General features: G+C 32.8%; 16 protein-coding genes. All 16 read right to left on the reverse strand.

Annotated elements, in window-relative coordinates:
• On the reverse strand, window positions 1–418 hold a 418-nt coding region (locus tag SB717_RS27710), incomplete at its 3' end, for a 3-hydroxyacyl-CoA dehydrogenase NAD-binding domain-containing protein (protein ID WP_410905800.1).
• A 247-nt stretch (window positions 419–665) separates the two neighbouring features.
• Window positions 666–2,003 carry an O-antigen polymerase gene (locus SB717_RS27715; RefSeq protein ID WP_410905802.1) on the reverse strand — a complete coding sequence of 446 codons (1,338 nt, stop codon included), beginning with the start codon at window positions 2,001–2,003 and terminating at the stop codon, window positions 666–668.
• A 299-nt stretch (window positions 2,004–2,302) separates the two neighbouring features.
• The gene (locus tag SB717_RS27720; RefSeq protein WP_410905804.1) at window positions 2,303–3,466 is read right to left on the reverse strand and encodes a glycosyltransferase family 4 protein; all 1,164 of its coding nucleotides are present in this window, start codon (window positions 3,464–3,466) and stop codon (window positions 2,303–2,305) included.
• Window positions 3,467–3,557: 91 nt separating this feature from the next.
• Window positions 3,558–4,844: an oligosaccharide flippase family protein gene (locus SB717_RS27725; RefSeq protein WP_410905806.1), complete on the reverse strand. Its 1,287-nt coding sequence runs from the start codon at window positions 4,842–4,844 to the stop codon at window positions 3,558–3,560.
• A gap of 70 nt (window positions 4,845–4,914) precedes the next feature.
• On the reverse strand, window positions 4,915–6,039 hold the full coding sequence (gene wecB / locus SB717_RS27730; RefSeq protein WP_410905808.1) for a non-hydrolyzing UDP-N-acetylglucosamine 2-epimerase: 1,125 nt from the start codon (window positions 6,037–6,039) through the stop codon (window positions 4,915–4,917).
• Window positions 6,040–6,044: 5 nt separating this feature from the next.
• Window positions 6,045–7,154 carry a capsular polysaccharide biosynthesis protein CapF gene (locus SB717_RS27735; protein WP_410905810.1) on the reverse strand — a complete coding sequence of 370 codons (1,110 nt, stop codon included), beginning with the start codon at window positions 7,152–7,154 and terminating at the stop codon, window positions 6,045–6,047.
• Between the two features lie 16 nt (window positions 7,155–7,170).
• Entirely contained in the window at window positions 7,171–8,208 is a 1,038-nt protein-coding gene (locus tag SB717_RS27740; RefSeq protein ID WP_410905812.1) for a polysaccharide biosynthesis protein, read from the reverse strand.
• A 5-nt stretch (window positions 8,209–8,213) separates the two neighbouring features.
• Complete coding sequence (locus SB717_RS27745) at window positions 8,214–9,419, reverse strand: glycosyltransferase family 4 protein (protein ID WP_410905814.1); 1,206 nt, start codon at window positions 9,417–9,419, stop codon at window positions 8,214–8,216.
• Between the two features lie 50 nt (window positions 9,420–9,469).
• A complete protein-coding gene (locus SB717_RS27750) occupies window positions 9,470–10,201 on the reverse strand; it encodes a GNAT family N-acetyltransferase (RefSeq protein WP_410905816.1) in 732 nt (243 codons plus the stop codon).
• Window positions 10,202–10,216: 15 nt separating this feature from the next.
• Complete coding sequence (locus SB717_RS27755; RefSeq protein ID WP_410905818.1) at window positions 10,217–10,846, reverse strand: sugar transferase; 630 nt, start codon at window positions 10,844–10,846, stop codon at window positions 10,217–10,219.
• 14 nt (window positions 10,847–10,860) lie between these two features.
• Entirely contained in the window at window positions 10,861–12,078 is a 1,218-nt protein-coding gene (locus SB717_RS27760; RefSeq protein WP_410905820.1) for a DegT/DnrJ/EryC1/StrS family aminotransferase, read from the reverse strand.
• A gap of 242 nt (window positions 12,079–12,320) precedes the next feature.
• On the reverse strand, window positions 12,321–14,141 hold the full coding sequence (locus tag SB717_RS27765) for a polysaccharide biosynthesis protein (RefSeq protein ID WP_410905822.1): 1,821 nt from the start codon (window positions 14,139–14,141) through the stop codon (window positions 12,321–12,323).
• Between the two features lie 92 nt (window positions 14,142–14,233).
• Complete coding sequence (locus SB717_RS27770; RefSeq protein WP_410905824.1) at window positions 14,234–14,377, reverse strand: hypothetical protein; 144 nt, start codon at window positions 14,375–14,377, stop codon at window positions 14,234–14,236.
• A 21-nt stretch (window positions 14,378–14,398) separates the two neighbouring features.
• Window positions 14,399–15,163, reverse strand: coding sequence for a tyrosine-protein phosphatase (locus SB717_RS27775; RefSeq protein ID WP_410905826.1), 765 nt, complete (start codon window positions 15,161–15,163; stop codon window positions 14,399–14,401).
• Between the two features lie 36 nt (window positions 15,164–15,199).
• Window positions 15,200–15,895, reverse strand: coding sequence for a CpsD/CapB family tyrosine-protein kinase (locus tag SB717_RS27780; RefSeq protein WP_410905828.1), 696 nt, complete (start codon window positions 15,893–15,895; stop codon window positions 15,200–15,202).
• On the reverse strand, window positions 15,885–16,622 hold the full coding sequence (locus tag SB717_RS27785) for a YveK family protein (RefSeq protein ID WP_410905830.1): 738 nt from the start codon (window positions 16,620–16,622) through the stop codon (window positions 15,885–15,887). The genes SB717_RS27780 and SB717_RS27785 overlap by 11 nt, the downstream gene beginning before the upstream one ends.
• Between the last annotated feature and the right edge of the window lie 19 nt (window positions 16,623–16,641).

Genomic DNA, 16,641 nt, shown 5'->3' on the forward strand with positions numbered 1-16,641 from the left:
CATTATTTGTAAGATTAATTTTGATAAATTTCTCTATTTTATCGTTTGTTCCAATTGGTACAGTTGACTTTATGACAACCACACAATCTTTTTCAATACTTTGAGCAATTTGTAATGCTACTGCATAAACAGAGCTTAAATCAGCTGAACCATCTTGTTTTTCAGGCGTGCCAACACCTATGAAAATTACATCTGCGCTTCTATATGCTTCTTTATAATTGGTAGTAAAATTTAGCCTCTCCATATTACTAACCATTAGCTCCTCTAATCCTTGTTCATATATTGGAGATATACCAGACTGCATTAATTTAACTTTGTTTTCATCGATATCTACACATGAGACAAAATATCCGTGTTCAGCGAGACATACACCTGTTACTAATCCGACATAACCTGTCCCTGCTACTGCAATTTTCACACAAAACACCCTTTTTCTAGAATAATATTTTCCGTAATTTTAAATTAACTATTAGGTTAAATTATTATGTTCCACTGTTGAAATCCACAATATAAAATTTCCATACCTATTTTTATTATTAATAGTTTAATATATATAAATAGTTCATCAGAAGAATAATTACATATATTTTTATATGCTGTTACCATCTAAGTGGATCTTTTGACAGTAACATACACTAAAATGAAAATTATATGTAGATATTCAATTACCTTACTATTTTTTTGCCTGGAAATAGAACAATGAAAAAGAAGAATATAATTATTATACTCATTAAAGTCTGAGTTATCCTTAAGTTACTAAGATGAAAGTTCAACATAATAAAACAATATACCATTATAGAAAAACCATTGTAATTGGATCTTTTCATATAATGATATGCTAATTTGTAAATAATACCTAGTAGAAACATCCCTAAAACAATTCCAGGTATCCAAAAGTTCATATACATAGTCCCTAACGTTTCTGAGGGAAACGATGATGGATATAAATCTTTAAATGGCATAGAAGGTTTAACTTCCAAGTACCAGTTTTGTACAATTGTCTGTAAATAGACCCCTTCATCACTTGGTGGTTTATTCGGAAATATTGAACTAGGAATAGGAGCATATAAAAGATCAATAAAGCTCCGACCAAGCCAAATATTATTTATAGAGAAATGGTTTAAAACCAATAAATAGTTATCTACATAACTTATTTGCTGGGTTAATTTCCCTATATTATTCCCTATCTCCTCTATTAAAGCTCCTGGGGTATTCATATAGTAATCAACGCCTGCAGGATTCCTTAATATAGGTACAGCTATGATGTATACTAATAAAAGAGGAACTAGTAACCATATCTTTACGGGTATCCGTTTAAAACGTTTAACTCCATAGTGCCAAGCGATGATGCAAAACGCAATCAACTGAAGAGTCTGCTTTCTACCGCCAAATGATGATAATATAAACGCCACACATAAAATTAAAAGAACTAAAAATAAATATTTCAAAAATGTTTTTTTAAATCTAAAGCTACAAATATAACATACTACTGACATCATTAACAAAGTAGTAGTAAGGGACATTAGGTAACCATTGCCGGCAGTCAATTGAGTTCTAATATTTAAATTAGTAACTAGTGAATTAAAGCCCCCTACTTGTTTCAAAAATAGCATATATCCTGAAAAACCTAGACCAAAGGTAACGAAGAACGCGAAAAGGTACCTTTTTCCGCTTTCAATTCTTGCTATGACTGGAATCTTTGTAAACTTTTCAATTAGTGGTAATTTTAATCCTAAAAGTAAGGATAAAGAGCCAATAACTAAAATAAACGCAAAATATGCGATCGATTGATTTAGATTATTTAATCCAATCTTACTTAAAATAAGGGGATAAATAATAAAATTGTTTCCAGATATAGTGAATAAGTATGGAACAGTTGATATAATTAGGAAAAAGAATGCAACCATTCTGGGAGCTAAAATTTCTCCTCCCTGATTTCTCCATCGAATCATAGGCACTAATAGGATGATTAACAATAAAAAAGCAACAAACGCAATGATCATTATAACCTTCTCACTATCAATTAATATTTTTTCTTAATTATTTCTGTCATCCCAAATCTTTTTATATCAGGGAAAAACAGGGGTTAATTAATATTTTTTTGTTGATATGTTATTCATAGGCGTAGGATATGGAAATCCTTCCTTTCAAATTTAAGAAAAGTTAGGATTTCCTTCACAAACGCTCTTGATACTCTATTTCCCTCGTTAGTCCTCTTAAAAGTTCGTGGCTATTTCTCTGATAAAGGTCAATATCCTTAGTAAAAGAGGTAAAGCATTGTAAGAGGGTTATTTTAAGGAATTTAATTTTTCGTGATTCCCGATGAAAAAAGCATAATACTATCTTTTACTACACTAGTATCTATAATATGCTTATTAATATATTCATTAATATTATCTGACCTTCTTTTCATCTCAATATCATCCATGTTATAAATCTCTTTAAATGCTGCAGAAAAACGGTTATGTTCCCCAAGTGGAATATCCCAACCAACACCACTTTTTTCTAGTTCTCTCCATGGAGTTTGATCACTCAAGATTACCAGACACTTAGATAATAGGGCTTCAACTATAACATGACCATAATTTTCTCCATGAGTAGGGAAGAAAAATGCATCATGTCTTTTAAAAACATCTTGAACTTTATTGTTATTAATTTCCCCTTGATAATTAACCTTAATATTACTTGGTAGGGTTTTTATGATCTTTTGACATTCTTTCCAATAATCTAAGTCTTCAATTGGTCCATATACATTAAATGTTAACGGGAAAGATACGTCCTTTAACATTCTAAGGGCACCATCTAGGTTTTTCTTTGGTGAGATTCTAGACAAAAAAACTAACTTTAAGCTTTCTTTCTCTTTCTCCCTATTTTTAAAGTCTCCTTTATTAATTGAAGGAAGATTAGGGACAACTTGGGTTGCTATTGCATTCCCGAATTTTTGTTTAATATGTTCTTGTTCTTCAAAGCTTGTGGCATGCCAAATGACGTTAGAATGCATATCTATTAATTTTGATAGTGTCATAAAAACTGATTTTTTTAGTTTCTTGATGTTAAGAGCTCCTGGTGAAAATTCCCCTCTAGGCGCTAATATTATAGGCCGGTAAGGAACTAATTTTAACTTTCTTAATAAAACTTGTACTATAGAGAACTTAAATGAAAAGAAGCTGTTTAAATAAATTGAATCGTACTCAGTGTTTTTTAATAAGCTTTTTATATTACCGAAGGACAACCATTTGTGACTAGCATAAAATACTTTTGCATTTCCAAGGTCATTCCAGGAATTCTGTACAATACCATCGTATGGACTTTCATCCCCTAAATCTCTATCATAGGTAATGATTTTAAAGTTAAAATCATTACCTATACTAGCCACTAAATTACTAATAGATCGTATAGGTCCTCCACCTTTGAACCCTGGGACATAGTAAGGAGTAAATATTAAAATTGTTTTTTTCTCTGCCATGGCTACCTCCATAATATTTGTATAAATCAAAAACAAAAATTTAGTATTTAATACTGCTTACTAAATACTAAATCTCTTAAGTAGTTAAAAATCACCTAACCCTATTTTTTATAATTTTACAGTAGATGAATGTAGTAACTATTAATCTTGCTATATGGCTAAGTATAATTAGTAGACCAGCACCCAATAATCCATATGAAGGTATTAAAAATATTGCACCAATGATAGAAACTACTGTAGTAATAATATAAATTAGCATTTGACTATTGAATTTCCGAGTTGCCATTAAAGCAGTTCCTATAAAACTTGATATGTACCATATAGTCGCAGCAATCATTAATAAAATAAAAAGAATATTAAATTTACTGTAATCTGGACTGTATAAAACCGATAATATTAAGTCCCCAAAAAATAAACTTATAATAATGCCAAGGAGCCCTAAAACTATTGCAAATACAATAAGCTTCTTTAACAATAAAACAAACTGTTTTGTACTTTCATTATATAGACGAGCCAATCTTGGCGTTGCGGATTGGGCCAATGCAGTAATTATAGTGCCTCCACTCGCCATAATAAAAAATATAGCAGAGAAGTACCCTACATACTTTTCATTCATAAAGTACTGTAAAAAATATCTAGGAATATTTGCATTAAACGAGTCAAGCGAAGCAGCAATTCCTAAAGGTAATCCAATAATAAATAGCGACCATACCTTTTTGTAGCTAAAGTTATTTTTAATATTAAATACTTCCGTTTCTAGCTTTATCCCCGTAATCTTATATATTTTATACAAATTATAAAATATAAATGTTAACAAGAATGATACCCCATTTAAAACAACTGCTAAAAATAGATTATTAAAAGTGACAATCGCAAAAGTGACAAAAAGTATAGATAATAAACTCTGAATAACCTTGGACATTGATACATAGTCCATTCTTTCATTTTGTTGAAACAAGCCGAAAGATACATCGCATATAGTTTCTAGAAACTTACATATACTCATAATAAATATAATAATTTGAGTCTCTTTATTTAGATTAAGTCCACTAATAATACAAAGAACAACCAATACACCTATTAAATTTGTAATATTTCTATTATAGAAATAATCAATAAAATTGTACTCACTTTTAGTGTCAGTTGCTTGTATCGCTCTCAAATTAACATTTAAGAATAGAAAAACAGGGGCCGTTATCGCTAGACCTAATGAGTATCTTCCAACCATTTCAGGTGTACCAAACTTCGCTATCAACATTACTATAATCCACTGACTAAAAGCATAGCTCAAATTTCCTGCTAGCGAGTAAGTAAAATTTCTCTTTAAAGAAAAACGTTTTGAAGACATGTTTTTTTGGGATTTATCAAGTAATTGCATTTAAATACTCCATAGGTTTTTGTATATATTTTTTTGCTTTAGTATTAAACATCATTAAAATATTTGATTTCTATTTATTCCATACAACCTTATTAATTATTTTTACGTAGCTTTGAATTATTTTGACGACTTTTACAGAAACATTTTTATCTGTATAATCTAATGCTAATTCCACCTGTTCTTGATTTTTTGACATTTCACGAGATAATTCTACAGATTGTACAATATCTTGTTCTGCAATGCCACCTATTACGACTGTTCCTTTATCTAAAACTTCCGGTCTTTCTGTGGACGTTCTTATTAATACACCTGGGAAACCAAGTATTGCAGATTCCTCAGATAAGGTTCCACTATCCGAAAGTGTGCAAAATGAATTCAATTGTAGCTGGTTATAATCAAAAAATCCAAAAGGTTTTAATTGTTTTATTAGCTTATGAAATTTAAATCCACTTTCTTCAATCCTCTTCCAACTTCTTGGATGAGTAGAATAAATAATAGGTAATTGATACGTTTCAGCAATATTATTGAGAGCGTTCATTAATGATAAGAAATTCTTTTCATTGTCAATATTTTCTTCCCTGTGAGCAGAGACTAAGATATATTTTTCTGCTTCCAGTCCAAGTTCATCTAATACATTACTTTTCTCTATTTTATCCATATTTTTATATAAAACTTCTGCCATAGGAGAACCAGTAACAAAAATATGCTCTTTTTTAATACCTTCTGATAGCAGGTATCTTCTACTATGCTCAGTATACGCAAGGTTAATATCTGAAACATGATCCACAATTTTTCTATTAATCTCTTCAGGAACATTTTGATCAAAACAGCGATTTCCAGCTTCCATATGAAAGATAGGTATTTTTAAACGTTTAGCTGAAACCGCACTTAAACAACTATTTGTGTCCCCTAAAATTAATAGAGCATCCGGTTGTTCTTGTTTCAAAATTTTATATGATGCGGAAATAATATTTCCCATAGTTTCCCCAAGGTCTTCACCTACAACTCCTAGGAAATGATCGGGTTGTCTTAAGCCTAACTCTTCAAAGAATATATCATTAAGTGTATAATCCCAGTTTTGTCCTGTATGGACTAGAGTATGATCAAAGTACTTGTCACAAGCTTTTATAACCTCAGATAATCTTATAATTTCAGGTCTTGTTCCTACTATAGTCATAACTTTTATTTTATTCATTTCTTTTAAACCTCCAGGTAATATGTGTCAGGTTTTTCTAAATCAAAGCATTCATTTGCCCACATTATTGTTACGAGATCATTCTCTCCTACATTCACGATTGAGTGAGTATATCCAGTTGGAATATCTATAACTTGCAGCTTTGATCCACTTACTTTATATTCAATTATTTCATCCGAGTGTAGCTTTCTAAATCTAATTAAACCTTCCCCACTTACTACCAGGAATTTTTCATTTTTAGTATGATGCCAATGGTTACCTTTCGTTATTCCAGATTTTGATACGTTTACCGAAACCTGGCCTCTCTCAGGCGTCCTGATAAATTCTGTAAAAGACCCTCTATGGTCAATATTCATTTTGAGATCATATGAAAACATATCTTCCGGTAGAAAGCTTAAATAAGTACTATAAAGCTTTTTACTTAGTTCCTCTTTCATATTTGGAATACTTAAATTTTCTCTGCTTTCTTTAAAACTCTTTATTAGCTCAGCTAACTCCCCAAGTTTAATATTATGTGTTTTGGGTACAATACAATAATTATTTTGAATAGTGGGTTTTCCCTCTAGAGCTCTTAAAAACTCTTCTAACAAATCATCTATATAACATAGATTAAGATCTGTATCTGGATTATTTACATGGATATCCATACCCCTAGCTACATTGTGACAAAATGTAGCTACAACCGTATTGTAGTTAGGTTTGCTCCACTTGCCAAATAAGTTCGGGAGCCTATATACATAGACTTTCGCATCTGTTTCCATATAATGATTAATTAGCAAATCTTCTCCAGCCTTCTTACTTCTTCCATAAGGATTATCCATTTCTGCTTGAATAGATGAAGTAATCAGAATAGGGGCTTTATTTTCATGCTTTCTAAGTAATTCTATTAATTGAGCAGTGAAACTAAAATTACCTTCCATAAATTCACTTTCATTCTGTGGCCTATTTACACCAGCTAAATGGAATACAAAATCACATTTTTTTGTATATTCTTCAAGCGATGATAGGTCACTTTCTCTAGTAAATTCAAATATATTATTATATCCTCTATTTTTAAGCTCGGCGATAAGATTTTTCCCTACAAAACCTTTTGCACCTGTAACAAGAATATTCATAAATTAATTCCATCCTTTAGTTTATTACGTGCACATCTTTAGTCCATTTTGTCAATTCGTTTTGAACATATTCTAATTCAAGTAGCTTTTCTTTAATTTGTTCGATGGTTAGAATTTGTGTATTATCAGAATTATATTCCCCTATAGTGGTAAGTTTTTTATCTCCTTCGGCGAAATACTTGTCATAGTTAAGGTCCCTTGTATCAGCAGGAACTCTAAAGAAACCACCTAAATCTTCTGCTACTACATATTCCTCTTTTGTGAGAAGAGTTTCATAGCGCTTTTCCCCATGTCGAGTTCCAATAACTTTAATTTCATTATCAACATTAAATAATTCCTTTATAGCTTGGGCAAGATCACCAATAGTGCTAGCAGGGGATTTTTGGACCATAATATCTCCCGCCTCAGCATTTTGAAAAGCAAATATAACTAACTCGACTGCTTCTTCTAAACTCATTAGAAATCTTGTCATATTTGGGTCAGTTACTGTTAAAGGCTGTCCATTCTTAATCTGTTCAATAAATAATGGGATTACCGATCCACGTGAAGCCATTACATTACCATATCGCGTTCCACAAATGAGAGTTTTATCTGGAGACACAGTTTTAGATTTTGCTACGAAAACTTTTTCCATCATTGCCTTCGATATGCCCATTGCATTGATTGGGTAGGCTGCTTTGTCAGTTGAAAGACAAATTACTTTTTCAATGCCATACTCTATTGCAGCTGTTAAAACATGATCTGTACCTAAAATGTTAGTTTTTACAGCTTCGATTGGGAAAAATTCACATGAAGGTACTTGCTTCAATGCAGCAGCATGGAAGATATAATCAACACCATGCATAGCATTTTTAACACTTGCTAAATCTCTTACATCTCCAAGGTAAAACTTAAGCTTAGCATTTTTATACTGTTTTCTCATATCATCTTGTTTTTTCTCATCCCGTGAAAAAATACGAATTTCTTTTATATCAGTATCTAAGAATCCCTTCATAACTGCATTACCGAAGGATCCTGTACCACCCGTTATTAATAGAGTTTTATCTTTAAACATATTCTTTACCTCACTTTTTTGAAATGGCTCTCTAATATTTCAACAGAACGTTTTACATTAAATTTATCTTCTAAATAATTGCGGCCGTTGATACCTATCATCTTCAACTTTTCTGATTTAGACATTTCTCTAACTTCATTTATGAAATCCTGGGTATCACCTGACCATACCCAACTACCAAAATTAGCCTCTTCAATCAATTCCTTAAGGTCTGTCACTTTATCAGTAGCTGCGATTACAGGCTTAGCGTACTCCATGTAAGATAGGATACGAGATGGATAGTTTGGTATAGAGAACCGTGGATCAAGTACAATCAGTCCAACATCACATTCTTTAGTTATCTGTTCATACTCATTTCTTGGTAGGTTCTCAATCACCTGAGCGTTGTTAATACCAAACTCTTCTATTGTTTGCTCCAATTTATATCTATCTGTTCCCCTGCCAATAAAGAGGAAATATATATCTTTTTCTTCCTTGCACCCTTTAATAACTTCGCATAAAAGATCGATATTCTGTGGTCTCCCCATGTTTCCACCAAAAAGAAAAACACATGTATCTTCAGGGATTCCAAACCTTTTTCTCATTAGAAATTTTTCTGGATTTATATTATTTGTCAATTTCTTGGTGTTAGGGAATATTTCAATTTTTGTCGAATCAATCCATGCATTGTTATTTATCACATATTTCTTATTGGCATCAGACATACAGCCAATATAGTCTGCAGATTGTAATAATTTCTTTTCTTTTCTTTTGAAATATCGGTGCAAAATGCCGCCCTCATTTATAATTCCTAAATCTACTGCATTCTGAGGAAAAATATCTTTAAGCATTAGATAGGACGGACAATTGAAATATTTTTTTGCCCATGCTACCAAATTTGCGTTAGTCACTGGTGGTGATTCAAATAAGATGAAGTCAAACTTCTGTTTTCCTAAATACTTTTTAATACTTTTTTTCATTAACAATGGTATTTTTAATGTAGTTATACCTTTTTCTATAAAACCTACATCGTAATAGTTTCCAGTAACAGTTCGCAAGACATCAAAACCACGTTCTTTCTTCATTTCCGTATGTTGTTTATTCTTCGCTTGTTCAGATACAGCTACTGTAATATCATGTCCAGCTTCATTTAATGCTTCTGCCAGATCTGTATATATTGTAGCTCCCTTCTCAGGCTCCGGAAATGAAGTTGCAATGTATAGTACTTTCAAAAGAATCTCTCCTCAATCTCTGATGACAACGTTTTTTTGTGCAATCCATTCTAAAAATTCCACAAATGATAAACTTGATGGCATCCTACTTGTTTACATCCAACTTTATTATAAAAGTTAATTGCTCTTGTGTTCCGTACTTGGGTACCTACATTAATTTTCCTGCAGTCATTTTTATATGCTTCATATTCCACGGCTTTAAATAAGCTAGTTCCAATACCAGTATTCTTCTGATCTTGAGATACAGCAATAAGCTCAATTACACATGTCTTATCTGAATAGGAATATAAAAGAAAACCATTTATTTCATCATTTTCATTCCTGGATAACACGTAAAACTTGTCTGGTCTGTTAAAAGAATTTATAACCCATTGACGATATACTTGATCGCCTCCACGTTTAGCTAATTCAGGATCCTCTATAAATTTTGAAAACTGAAAATTTGCCATTTTGATGATTTGATCATTTTTCTTTAGGGAGTTATGAATAGTAACGTTTTTTGGAAATTCATATGGACCTAAAAGTTTCTTAACAAATTGAATATTGACATCCGATAAAAATGATGAAGTATCTTTTCCTATTATCCACGCATTTGTAGGTTCTGAATTTTGATTCACAATTGTAATGAACTGAAAATCTTTAAACTTTACTTTTAACTCATCCCATTGATTCAATGTGAGAGACTTATGTAAAGTGGCTCTAGCACTAATAACCCCAAAAAACTCGGTATCCCACTTTAATTCACTGAAAGTTACTGTATTTTCTAATTCTTTTCCCCTCATAAATAAACTCCTACCTTAGGATCCTATGCCGGTATTTTTATTTGATTTAGTATTCTTATCATCTATAAATACATCTTCACGCTTCAAAACGGATATAGCAGTTTTAAAAAATATTTTAACATCGATCAGCCAGGAGAGATGATCAATATAGTAGATATCATGTTGGATTCTCTCTCTCCAAGGCACAGTATTTCTAAAGTAAGCTTGGTTATATCCAGTAACTCCTGGTCTAACCTCTAGTTTTCGTTCTTCGTTATCTCTGTATAATTTAAGATGTTCTGGCAAGTCAGGCCTTGGTCCGATAATACTCATGTCACCTTTGATAATATTTAACAGTTGCGGTGTTTCATCAAGACTTGTTTTACGAATGAATTTTCCAATCTTAGTTAATCGAGGGTCATCTTCGGCATTAAAAGTTGAACCATCTTCATTTCTAAGGTCGGGTGCATTCATTTTCATAGAACGAAATTTATACATTTTAAAAACTTTTCCATCCTTGCCTAGACGCGGAGCATTGTAGAAAATGGAACCTTTATCCTGGAAATAAATAGTTGGTCCTATAATCATTAAAATAACAAACCAGAATGGAAGGGCTAATATTGCTATTATTAAGTCAAATACTCTTTTAAAGAAATACTTATACATTTTGTCATCCCACTTTATATTTCATTTAAAATCCTTTTTAGATTCTCTATTACATATTCCACATCCTCATTGCTCAAAAGAGTATGGAGTGGAAGGGTAATTTCATTCACATATTGATTGTAGGAATTTGGGAAATCTTTAATGTCAAATCCTAGGTTCCTATAAGCCGTAAACATAGGTAATGGCTTATAATGAACGTTACATGCAATCCCAGCCTCAGCCATTTTAACTATTATTTGATTTCTCTTGGCTTCGTTAATACCAGGTATTCTTGTTAAATAAAGATGACCGGAAGAAGAGAAGTTCTCATTGTAATGCTGTAAGCTATGAATACCTAATGGTAAAAGTGCTTTATCATATGTTTTAATAATCTCTTTTCGCTTTTTCAATAGGCTTTCATATCTTTTTAATTGTATTAAGCCAAAACCAGCCATAATGTCGGTCATGTTACACTTATATGCGGGATAAACAATGTCATACTCCCATGCGCCTTTTTGTGTTTTAGCTAGAGCATCCTTAGATTGACCATGAAGGCTATATAGCATGAATTGCTTATACAGCCATTCATCATCCAATCCTAGGTCTCTGTTCCAAACCACTGCTCCACCTTCAGCTGTTGTTAGGTTCTTTACTGCATGAAAAGAGAAGCAAGTAAAATCTGCAACCTGTCCACACTTTAAACCATTTCTTACGGCCCCAAAAGCATGAGCCGCATCGGTCATTACAATTACTCTATTAAATAACTGTTGAAGTTGGTTGTTAGCTTTAAATAGTTCTTTCTTGCTTTCTACAATCTCATATATTGTATCGTAATCACACATCTTGCCGGCTATATCTACAGAAATAATGGCTTTTGTTTTCTCCGTAATAGCCTCAGAAAGCTTCGAATAATCCATCTCAAAAGAATCTGGAGCAGTATCAACTAGCACAATTTTTGCCCCAACATGATCTATAACTGAGGCAGATGCTGTATAGGTATATGCAGAAGTTATAACCTCATCTCCTGGACCAATTCCTAAAATTCGAAGTGTAAGTTCCATAGCTGCTGTAGCAGAATTTAAACAAACAGCCTTATTAGTACCAATATATTGAGCTATATTCTTCTCAAACTCCTTCGTTCTAGGGCCAGTTGTAATCCAACCGGATTTCATAGCTTTTATAACTTCATCAATTTCTGCATCTGTAACATCAGGTGGAGAGAAAGGTATATTTCTTTTTTTAGTAGTAATCATTTTAGAATTCCTCACTTTTGTGAATATTTGTCTCATTTCCTCGCTTGACGCCTCTAACCTACTCTACGAATCAATTAAATTAAAACACTTCGAATTAAAATATTAAGGATCATTATTTGGTTCCATTCTCTCAATAAAATAATTCAAACCTAGTATTTTAAAAGGACGCAATGATTCCATATTAATGTGCTTCATTCTCAGGTATATTTTGTGAATCTATAATATAAACATCTATCCTAAATTTAGTTAGCGCTCTTCACGGATAATACATCTTTTTTATTAGCCAATCCCAAAACATACTCCCTAATGTATGATGAATTATAACCTTCATAATTTTCAATTAAATTTCTCACTTGAGAATAATCTACCTTGACCGATTTGCCAACGAATATCTTAGGAAACACAGCTTCACCATGAATTTCATTCTCCCCTAAGAGTTCCTCATACATCTTTTCCCCTGGACGAATCCCAGAATATTTAATGCCAATTTCATCTTCTGCATAGCCAGACAGACGAATTAGATTTTTTGCTAAATCAACTATTTTTACTGCCTCTCCCATATCCAAAACGAAAATCTCACCACCAGAAGCTAGTGCACCAGCTTGCATTACTAAACGTGATGCTTCCGGAATGGTCATAAAATATCTTGTCATATCAGGATGTGTAACAGTAACTGGTCCTCCAGCTTGAATTTGTCTTTTAAATAATGGAATAACACTACCACGGCTACCAAGGACATTTCCAAAACGAACAGCTACAAACTTCGTTTGACTATGTTTGTCTAATTCTTGAATAACCATCTCCGCAATCCTTTTGGTAGAACCCATTACATTTGTTGGGTTAACTGCTTTGTCAGATGAAACAAGTACGAAAGTACTAACCAAAAAGGTATCCGCGGCTTCTGCTACATTCTTTGTACCAATTACGTTATTTTTCACGGCTTCCTTTGGATTATATTCCATTAAAGGAACATGCTTATGAGCAGCCGCATGATAAACAACATCAGGTTTATGTATGTCCATGACATCAAAAATCCGGTGACGATCCTGTATATCTGCAATTATAGGGATAATTTCAAATTCATCCTTGTATTGATTCTTTAATTCCATATCAATAGAATAAATTGAATTTTCTCCATGCCCGAGTAACAGCATTTTTTTCGGTTTGAATTTACTTACTTGTCGGCAGATTTCTGAACCAATAGATCCCCCTGCACCAGTCACAAGGATCGTCTTTCCGGTTAACTTCTTAGATATACTTTGAATATCAAGCTCTACTGGATCACGTCCCAGTAAATCCTCAACTTGCACATCCCGGAATTGATTGACGGATACTTTACCTGTAATAATATCTTCTATCATTGGCATAATTTTTATTTGGGCCTTTACTTTACTACACTCCTGATAGATTCTTTGAATTTCAAATTTGCTAAGTGATGGAATCGCAATAATAATATGATCAATTTCTCTCTTGTCTACAATATCGGGGATATCTTCTATTTTTCCAAGTACCGTTACGCCATAAATTTGAAGCTTCTGTTTTTTTATATCATCATCTACAAAAGCAACTGGTTTTAGTTTACTGTCATTATTTTTTAATAATTGGCGAACAAGCATAGTACCAGCTGCACCTGCCCCAACAATAAGTGCATTCTTTGTCTGAATGTTTGATCTAATAAACCTTCCTCTAACCATTCTCCAAGAGAATCGGGATCCACCTATAAGGCACATGTGTAAAAGCCATGTAATGAATAACACTCGAACGTATGTATTTCCATTTACAAGAAACTGAACAATGGCCGCGGTTGCGATTGAGAACGTGATAGCTTTCACAATTGCAATAAGCTCTCCTACACTTGCATATTCCCAAGCCTTATGATATAAGCGATAAATAAAAGCAAATACATGATGACTTAACAGTAAGGTCAAAGAACTAATCATTAACATTTCTAGACTGTAGACGTTAAAATAAGGATTTAGAATATAATATCCAATAAATATCGAGAATAGGACGATAAGTGAATCCATTCCTATGAGCAATGAAACTCGCTTTGAGTAACTCAATTTGACCCCTTCTTTACATAAAATTTTATTATAAAAGATATCTGATAAAAAAAAGCAACGTTTGTACTCTCTAATTAGACATCTATAAATGTCTATCTAGTACTTTCTCTTTTTCTCTTATCAATTGCATCATTTATTACCTTTTGAATATCTACTAATTTCTCTAACGGTGCATCTTGGTAGATATAGCGAACTGCTTTTTTTATTGTTTTTGGTAAGTCCTTAAAATTACTCATAGTTCTCTCCTATTAGCAAAATTAAAAAATTCCTAAAAATTTTTTACACTTAATTTTACTTGGCTCTTGTCTGTATACAGATTGATCCTGCACGAGAAGCTCAGCGTTCTCCTGAAAATAATAAACAACCTGACTCCCAAATTCTTTATGTACTTTAGAAATCGATTCCCTCATATGAAAATTTCTTGTTGACGTGTTATGCGCGTCAGAAGCAATAAAATGGGTAGAGTTTGCCTCAATCAACTGTAACGAAAACTTCTGCACCTTTTTCCCAAAGTGTCCCGTCAAACTACCAGCAGTAAGCTGGGTAAGCGCACCTTTCTTAACAAGACTAAGTAATTTCTCAGGGTTCTTCAAAACTTCAGCATTTCTCTCCGGATGCACGATAATTGGTGTCACCCCTTTTAATTGCATCTCAAACAGGAGTTGTTCCGTATACCTTGGAACATGCCCAGAAGGCAATTCAACAAATAAATAGTTTGTGTGATTAAGAGTTAGAATATCCCCCTTCTCAAAATCATCTAACAACGATCCATAAATTCGTGTTTCCTGACCTGGCAAAACCTCTAAGGAAATATTCTCACTTTGAAGCACATTATTGAGCTCTTTTACTCTTTTTAAAATATCTTGTTTCTTGTTAAAATACATTCCATTCTGGTGATGTGGGGTAGCAATTATCTTCGTAATCCCTTCGTCCAGCGCTAGTCTCGCCATATTAACAGCATCTTCCATGGCTGACGCACCATCATCAACACCAGGCAAAATGTGACTATGAATGTCAATCAAACTACTCGCCTCCAACGGACTTTTTGTAGATTCTTCTTATTTTTCTCCATAGTAGTAAGGGGTATCTTTCTCTTTTTTATTATTGTGTACAACCCCAAGAATTTTCGCTTTCGCACTCTCGAGTAGTTCCTTTGCCTTCTTGGCAGAATCTATCTGTGTATTCCCGCTACTAATAACAAGAACCACTCCGTCAGTTAAATTTGCCAATACTTGCGCATCTGTCAAAGCTAATACTGGTGGTGAATCAAGAATAATGAGATCATATTCATTCTTTACCTCGTTCAATAAAGCATTCATACCTTTTGAACCAAGAAGTTCTGAAGGGTTTGGTGGAATCGGTCCACTCGTTAAAACCCATAAATTTTCTTGTCTAGATGTCTTCACTGCTTCTTGAAGTGTTACTTGTCTAGTTAGGACATTAGATAAACCAACATGGTTCTCTGTATGGAATGTATAATGGACAGTCGGTTTACGTAAATCAGAATCGATTAACAAAACACGCTTTCCTTGCTGAGCAAATACAACAGCAAGATTAGCAGTTATTGTTGATTTTCCTTCCGCTGGATTGGGAGATGTAATAACCACTGACTGTAAATCCGTATCAACACTTGAAAATTGAATATTTGTACGAAGTGTTCGAAATTGTTCAGCTATTGATGATTTTGGATTTGTTAAAGAAATTAAACTTCTATTTCTTAACTGAAAAATCTTCTCTTTATCTTTACGAGCCAATTGAATCACCCCTTGTTTCATTAATATATATTTTGCTACCGTTTTTCCTTGTGGCCTCATCTATATTAATAATAGTTATTGCGCCTAGGACAGGAAGACCAAGTTGGTCTTCGATATCTTGATCTTCTTTAAGTGTGTTATCTAAGTACTCAAGTAAGAACGCTACACCTACGCTGACCATTAATCCCACTACTAAAGCAATGATCATATTTAATATAGGATCAGGTTTAATCCGTGCACCTAATTCGGCTTTTGTTAAGATGCTCACATTATCAACATTCATAATAGATTTAATTTCACTTTGAAATGTTGTTGCAATCGTATTTGCAATATTCTTCGAATCTTTTGGATTTTTATGTTGTACTGTAATATTGACAACTTGTGATTCTTGTTCGTTTGAAACAGAAATTAATTTGTTCAATTCTCCAGTAGTCATTTCTAAATTTTCCTTTTTAATGACCTTATCTAAGATTGCTGGACTCTTAATGATGGCATTATATGTGTTGATCAATTGAAGGTTGGTCTGTACTTCATTAGGACTATAAACTGCATTCTCACTTTTTTCCTGATTCACAAGAATCTGTGTTGAAGATTGGTATATTGGTGTTAGAAAAAAGTAACTAACTATTCCACTTATTGCTGTAAAAATAGCTGTGATAATAATAATAAGCAAGAGACGTTTCTTTAATGTTTGAAGCAACTCTTTTAGGCTGATTGTTTTCTCCATGATGACCTCCAAAGGTTTT

This window comes from Priestia sp. SIMBA_032 (assembly GCF_046535215.1).
GTDB lineage: Bacteria > Bacillota > Bacilli > Bacillales > Bacillaceae_H > Priestia > Priestia aryabhattai.